Source organism: Butyricicoccus sp., assembly GCF_050872565.1.
Taxonomy (GTDB): Bacteria; Bacillota; Clostridia; order Oscillospirales; family Butyricicoccaceae; genus Butyricicoccus_A.
The window spans coordinates 1-6,355 of record NZ_JBNMHC010000116.1 but is presented as its reverse complement, the minus strand read 5'-3'; the positions used below and the strand labels follow the sequence as shown (position 1 = coordinate 6,355).

Genomic DNA, 6,355 nt, shown 5'->3' with positions numbered 1-6,355 from the left:
GTTCCTGTAATTGCAGCATGACTTGATCGGTATCCGATTCGTGGATGCGGTGTGTGAACAGCGAACGCAGAGGATACACGCCCCATTTGCACTCGAAAAATTTTCCGGTGACGGCGCGGCTGATGGTGGATTCATGTAAATCCAAGGCGGCAGCAATTTCTGCGTTGTTCATCGCAGTTCGATAGCCGGGGCCAGACAGGAAAAATGCTTTTTGCGCACGCAGAATGTACTGCATGACTTTTTGCATGGTGCTTTTTCTATACGAAATAAAACTGACGATTTCCGTCGCCTCTTTATAATTCTTCTGGATATATTCTTGATCTGACTGATCCAGTGTGTCAGATTGCAGAATCTGCTGATACACTGGGTCAATGGTGAGTTTGGGCAGATAGTAATCGTTCATGATGAGATGCAGCTGACCGTTTTCTTCTGTGATATAAAAATCGGGTAAGATATACGGCGTTTCGCTGCATGATCCCAATCCGTTCATCGGACGGGGATTCAGGGTGCGAATGAGTTCGCAGGCTTCATGAGCCTCTGTGCGCGTGACACCCAGCGCTTTGGCAATGGTACCGGTCTGCTGCTTGGCAAGCGCGTCGAGATGAGAAGAGGCAATTTCTATAGCGATGGTATTGACCGGCGTCAGACGCTGAAGCTGCAAAACAAGACATTCGCTCAGATTGGCAGCACCGATGCCCGCCGGTTCCATGGATTGAAGCCGTTGTACATTGGCTTGTACCTGAGCTTCCGAGACATGTAAAATGCTGGCAGATTCGGATATTGATTCTGTCAAAAAGCCATTTTCATCCAGAGAAAGAATTAAGTAGCGGAGGATTTCTGCGTCACTCTGTTTGAGATCTAGGGCTGCGCTTTGCAGAAATAAATCATGCAGTGGATCCTGCTCCGCAGAACGCTCAATGGGAGTATCGTCCTGTTCCTCTTGCTGGTCGGACAGATGGTTGCTTCGCACTCCGCGGCTTCGCTCAAACGGGTTGGATTGAAAGTCAATATCCGGACATTCCAGCTCGACAACAGGGTTTCGGTACATGAGATCGGAAATATATGTTCTAAGCTGCAAATTGTTCATTTGCAGCAGGTGCATCGAGGTTTGCATGGCAGGGGATAATCCCTGCTTTTGTGTCAGGGTAAGTTCCACAAATACTACCATCCTTTCCTTTAAGAATTGAAAAATTGGAGATTTTGTTGTAAAATAAAACAAGAGATCAGGTGGACACAAGAGAGAAAGGAAGCAAGAAACATGGAATATCAAGAAACCATGCAGACGTTGTCTCAGTGTGGGCTGGGCGCACTCGTCATGGAGGCGGACAGCCGCATTGTAGCTGTCAATCAAATCGGGGATACCTTGCTGCATGGAGACGGTCAGTTAGAGGGAAAGCTGCTGTCGGAAATTGCTCTGCCGCTCAGCATGGAATCGGAAAAGCCGATTTATGCAAACATCGTATTTGGTGAATATCTGCTGCGCTGTCCCACACCGAAAGTAGAAAATTTGCCGTCTGGCACACAGTTTGTTGTATTTCGGAATGCGACAGCACAGGCGATGCAGGATATTTTGCTGCATGTTGTCAATCAGCTGTCAGAAGCATTGTTTGTCTGCGATGCGGAGAGCCGTATTCTGTTTTTGAACGACGCCGGAATTCGCATGGAATCCATGGATTTGCGGGACATTCGCGGTGAGCGCACAGAGGATGTCTATCAGATGCGGGATGGCAGCAAAAACAATGTGCCGGAAGTCATTCGCACGCGCAAGCCGAAGCTCAATCACAGACAGTATTATACCACGCGATACGGAAAAGATGTAGACATTGTATCCAATAATTATCCGATTGTTCAAAACGGACAAATCCTCGGCGGTTTTAGTGTCATGGAGGATTGGAGCCGCATGGACAGCCTGCACAAGCAGATTTTAGAGTTACAGGAAAAACTGCGCAATCACACGGCATCGGGGAAAAGTCACACGGCGAGCAAGCTCACGGCGAAATATACGTTTGATGACATTGTACATATCAGCCAGCCGATGCACAAAGTTGTGTCGCGCTGCAAACAGGTGGCAAAATCCGATTCCTCTGTTATGATATATGGAGAGACCGGAACGGGAAAAGAACTTCTTGCCCAAAGCATTCACAATGCCAGCCGAAGAAAAGAGGGATCATTCTTGGCGATTAACTGCGCGGCGATTCCGGAAAATCTGCTGGAGAGCTTGTTGTTTGGCACGGAAAAAGGCGCGTATACCGGAGCGGAACGCCGTCCGGGACTGTTTGAACAGGCGAATGGCGGCACGCTGCTGCTCGATGAAATCAATTCCATGAATATGGGATTGCAGGCAAAGCTGCTGCGCGTTTTGCAGGAAGGAACCGTACGCCGTGTCGGCGGTTCGACGGAAATTCCGGTCGATGTTCGCGTGCTGTCCAATACCAATATCCCGCCGTATCAGGCGATGGAGGAAAACAAGCTGCGCCGCGATTTGTTCTATCGCTTGGGTGTCGTCAATATCACAATTCCGCCGCTGCGCGAGAGAAAAGAAGATATTCCGCTGCTCGTCAAGACGTTTATCATGCGGTGCAATGAAAAATTGGAACGAAATATTCGCGATGCAGACCCGCAGGTGCTGGAATTGTTTTATGCCTATGACTGGCCGGGAAATATTCGAGAGTTGCAGCACGCCGTGGAACATGCCATGAATGTACTGCCGGACGAATATTCTATGATTACGGCGGAATATATTCCGGAGCATATCGGTGGTTCTGCGCGGCAAAATATGCAGACAGAACCGGCAAAACAGAAGGATTCGTTGGGCAGTACGATAGAAGGCATTGAGTACAATACAATTTGCCGGGTGCTCAAAGAGACCGGCGGCAATATTTCCGAGTCGGCGCGCATGTTGCAGATGAGCCGACAAAAATTACAATATCGCATCAAACGGTATCATATCGATGTGCAAAAACTGCGCGACGATTGGGAATAGTGTGGAATCAGCCTCTCCGTGGTGAGAGGCTGATTTTTTGTCTTAATACCCGAGATCTTCTCCGATGAGAATTAGCTCGCAGCGATCCTGCGAGCGCATTGGACCTTGATGAATGACGATGGCGCGGCAAATGCTGTTCGGTGCTTTGCAGTGATAGCATTTGTCTCCGCCTGCTTTGGTACAGGCTGGAACCGGATCGTCTGCATTAACACAGACCGCATCGCCGTCGGTATTGCCAAACAGACGCCATGCGTTTTTCGGGGCAGCAATGTTCTGGGCGCGGTCAATGGCAGACGCCAGATCTGGGGTAATTTTGTTGGTGCCGCATACGAAAAAGACCTGTTTTGGTCCGTACAGCGTGGCGGAAACACGGTTTCCGGCGCCGTCGATGTTGACGACTTCGCCGGTTTCAGAGATAGCATTGGCAGAGGTGATGTATATCTCTGCGTCCTGCACATAGCCGTCGCCCTTCCAGTGCCAGTGCACATCGGCGTGCGGCTTCAGTGTATCATACAGATGCATCTCATCCAGCGTCGTAGAGCCGCCGAACGAAACCGATTTGCCGTCTGTCTGCTGTGCCAGATAAGCAGCAGCTTCGCTGCGGGTCTCAAAATACCGATAGGAAAAACCGCGCAGTTCAAAATTTTTTTGTAAACGAGTGAGATCCATAGACAAAAACTCCTTTTTGAATAGCTGCCTGTATTGTATCGAATCAAGCCGTCAATTGCAAGCAGAGATGCATCTGGGTGGGCTGCCACTGACAGCCCACCCAGAAGTGATATTGGAGATGTTTCTTTTGAAAGGATATGTTAGTCGTTGGCCAGTTCCTTGTAGGTCTCGAAGCGATGCTTTGCATCTGCCTCTGCCTTTTCGTACAGACCGTCTGCCTTCTCCGGGAAGGACAGCTTCAGGGAAGCGTAGCGGTTCTGACCCTTGATGAAGGTCTGGAACTCGCCGTTCGGCTCCTTGGAGTAATCCAGCTGGAACGGGTTCTTGCCCTGCTCTGCCAGATCCGGGTTGTAGCGGTACAGCTGCCAGTAACCGGACTGTACAGCGTCCTTCTCAGCTTCCTGAGACAGACCCATGCCGCGCTTCATGCCATGCTCGATGCACGGGCAGTAGCAGATAACCAAAGACGGACCGTCGTATGCTTCTGCTTCGCGGATTGCCTTGAGCGTCTGTGCCTGATCGGCACCCATAGCGACCTGAGCAACGTATACATAGCCGTAGCTCATTGCCATCATGCCGAGATCCTTCTTTCTGGTGGTCTTGCCGCCAGCCTGGAACTTCGCGATGGCACCGGTTGCGGTAGACTTGGAAGCCTGTCCGCCGGTGTTGGAGTATACTTCGGTGTCGAGAACCAGAACGTTGATGTTCTTGCCGGAAGCGAGAACGTGATCCAGTCCGCCGTAGCCAATGTCGTAAGCCCAGCCGTCGCCGCCGAATGCCCAAACAGACTTCTTGCTCAGATATTCCTTGTTCTGACGGATGAAGGCAGCAGCTTCGCTGTTGTCGTCCTTGATTGCCTCAAGCAGAGCGTCGGAAACGGCACGGGACTCTTCGGAGATGTCGTGCTTTTCCAGATAAGCCTTGGCTGCATCCACTGCGATGCCCTGCTCAACCAGAGATTCTACAGAGGAGAGTACCTGTGTCTTGACAGCTTCCTGACCGAGCAGATAGCCGTATGCGTACTCTGCGTTGTCCTCGAACAGAGACATTGCCCAAGCCGGACCGTTGCCGTTCTTGTCGGTGGTGTACGGGGAGGATGGGGTGGAACCGCCGTAAGCGGAAGAGCAGCCGGATGCGTTGGCAATATACATGTGGTCGCCGAACAGCTGAGTTACCAGCTTGATGTACGGAGTCTCGCCGCAGCCTGCGCAGGCACCGGAGAACTCGAAGTACGGCTTTGCAAACTGAGAATTCTTGACGGACTTGGCATTGACAGCGTCCTTCTTGATGGTAACGGTGTCTACAGCGTAAGTCCAGTTCGGAGCTTCCTTGAGCTGAGAAGCGAGCGGTGCGAGAGTCAGCGCGCCCTTGTCCTTCATCGGGCAAACATTGACGCAGCTCTTACAGCCGGTGCAGTCATATGGGGAAACCTGCATACGGAACTGGTACTTGTCGAGACCAGCGCCCTTTGCGGTAACGGTATCGAAGCCTTCCGGCTTGTTTGCAGCTTCTGCTTCGTCGAGCAGAATCGGACGGATTGCCGCGTGCGGGCAAACATATGCACACTGGTTACACTGGATGCAGGCGGTCATATCCCACTGCGGAACCTCAACTGCGGCGCCGCGCTTCTCGTACTGAGAAGTACCTGCCGGCCAAGTGCCGTCTTCCAGACCGTACTTCATCATCTGACCAACCGTCAGAGCATCGCCCTGCTGGCGGTTCATCGGAGCTACGATTTCCTTGATGAATTCCGGTACGTTTTCTTCCTTCGGTGCATCCTCTGCGGTAGCCCAAGACTCTGGGATCTCAACAGCAACCAGCTCGTTGATGCCGTGGTCAATGGATGCGTTGTTCATATCAACGACCTTCTGGCCCTTCTTCTTAAAGTAGGACTTGTAGATCGCTTCCTTCATTTCGGTAACTGCCTGGTCGATCGGGATAACGCCGGTCAGGTTGAAGAAGGATGCCTGCAGGATGGTGTTGGTGCGGTTGCCCAGACCCAAGCCGCGAGCGATGTCGATAGCGTTAATGATATACAGCTTTGCCTTTTTCTCGTACAGAGCACGCTTCATGGTAGCTGGCAGCTGTGCGTCCAGTTCGTCTGCCGACCACTGGCAGTTGAGCAGGAAGGTGCCGCCTTCCTTCAGACCTGCAACCATGTCGTACTGATGTACATAAGACGGATTATGACATGCAACAAAGTCTGCTGCGGTTACCAGATATGGGGAGCGGATCGGGTTCTTGCCGAAACGCAGATGAGACTGGGTCAGGCCGCCGGACTTCTTGGAATCGTATACGAAGTATGCCTGGCAGTACAGGTCTGTCGCATGACCGATGATTTTGATGGAGTTCTTGTTTGCGCCGACAGTACCATCGGAGCCCATGCCCCAGAATACAGCGGAGGTCAAACCGTCGGTGGACAGCTTCGGCTCTTCTACGCGCGGCAGAGAGGTGTGAGTGACATCATCGACGATGCCGATGGTGAAGTTGTTCTTCGGCTTGTCCTGCTTCAGGTTTTCAAAGACGGAAACGATCTGACCCGGTGTGGTGTCCTTGGAGGAGAGACCGTAACGGCCGCCGACAATCGGAATATCGCTGCCGATTTCCTTGAAGATGGAGCAAACGTCCTGATACAGCGGCTCGCCCATTGCGCCCGGCTCCTTGGTGCGGTCGAGAACCGCAATCTTCTTGACGGTCTTCGGC

4 protein-coding genes are annotated in these 6,355 nt (G+C 51.8%); 1 reads left to right on the top strand and 3 read right to left on the bottom strand.

Annotated features, from left to right (window positions below; all coding sequences use genetic code 11):
• Positions 1 to 1,156 (bottom strand): RNA polymerase factor sigma-54 (gene rpoN / locus ACR0P9_RS06260; RefSeq protein WP_432618359.1); only part of this gene is annotated, 1,156 nt, incomplete at its 3' end.
• Positions 1,157 to 1,258: 102 nt separating this feature from the next.
• Here rpoN and ACR0P9_RS06255 point away from each other — a divergent pair.
• Positions 1,259 to 2,983 (top strand): sigma-54 interaction domain-containing protein, encoded by a 1,725-nt coding sequence (locus ACR0P9_RS06255; RefSeq protein WP_432618357.1) that lies wholly within the window; start codon positions 1,259 to 1,261, stop codon positions 2,981 to 2,983.
• Positions 2,984 to 3,025: 42 nt separating this feature from the next.
• On the opposite strand, the gene ACR0P9_RS06250 is transcribed toward ACR0P9_RS06255, so the two are convergent.
• Positions 3,026 to 3,652 carry a lactate utilization protein gene (locus ACR0P9_RS06250; protein WP_432618355.1) on the bottom strand — a complete coding sequence of 209 codons (627 nt, stop codon included), beginning with the start codon at positions 3,650 to 3,652 and terminating at the stop codon, positions 3,026 to 3,028.
• A gap of 140 nt (positions 3,653 to 3,792) precedes the next feature.
• The coding region (gene nifJ, locus ACR0P9_RS06245) for a pyruvate:ferredoxin (flavodoxin) oxidoreductase (RefSeq protein ID WP_432618353.1) at positions 3,793 to 6,355 on the bottom strand (2,563 nt) is incomplete at its 5' end.

Excerpts from the sequence above, each read along its gene's own strand:
- ACR0P9_RS06255 (WP_432618357.1), top strand. The coding sequence starts at position 1,259 with ATGGAATATCAAGAAACCATGCAGACGTTGTCTCAGTGTGGGCTGGGC.
- ACR0P9_RS06250 (WP_432618355.1), bottom strand. The coding sequence starts at position 3,652 with ATGGATCTCACTCGTTTACAAAAAAATTTTGAACTGCGCGGTTTTTCC.